The organism is Rhodococcus sp. P4_F3_2 (assembly GCF_056401335.1).
The window spans coordinates 1-451 of record NZ_JBFUJN010000199.1; the positions used below are offsets into that span (position 1 = coordinate 1).

Annotated in this window: 1 protein-coding gene; it reads left to right on the plus strand. The window is 28.6% G+C overall.

The annotated features are described in order from the left end of the window. Nucleotides 1-230 precede the first annotated feature (230 nt). Nucleotides 231-451: hypothetical protein (locus tag AC1DWA_RS33395; protein WP_477917776.1), on the plus strand; the 221-nt coding region annotated here is incomplete at its 3' end.

Sequence of the window (451 nt, forward strand, 5' to 3'; positions counted from 1 at the left end):
ATGAAAAACTACTACAAAGCTAAAGATAACTGATAACTAAATAATTACCCATATAAAAAGTGTATTTTAATGAAGTCTTGTTAAAATACACTTTTTTGTTTTTTAAATGATGACATACTGCTCTATCTCCAAAATATCCGTTGTCGAATATTTCTAAATATGTATATTATTGTAATAAATTGTGTTATTATAGGATTGTTCAAAACTTATAGAAAAATAGGAGGAATATCATGAAAGCTAAACGTTTTATATTACCATTTGCCGCTGTTTTGGGTGTTAGTCTTTTTTCTGCTAGTGGTACATATGCTGAAGAAAATGTATCACACACTACTGGAGTTGAGGTAAGTACACAGCCGTCCGTTGAAGAATATGATGGAAATGGAAATTTAATTAAGTCTTATTCACAAGAAGAAATTGAAAAGATTTTCCTCAATAAATCTGTTAATACTGG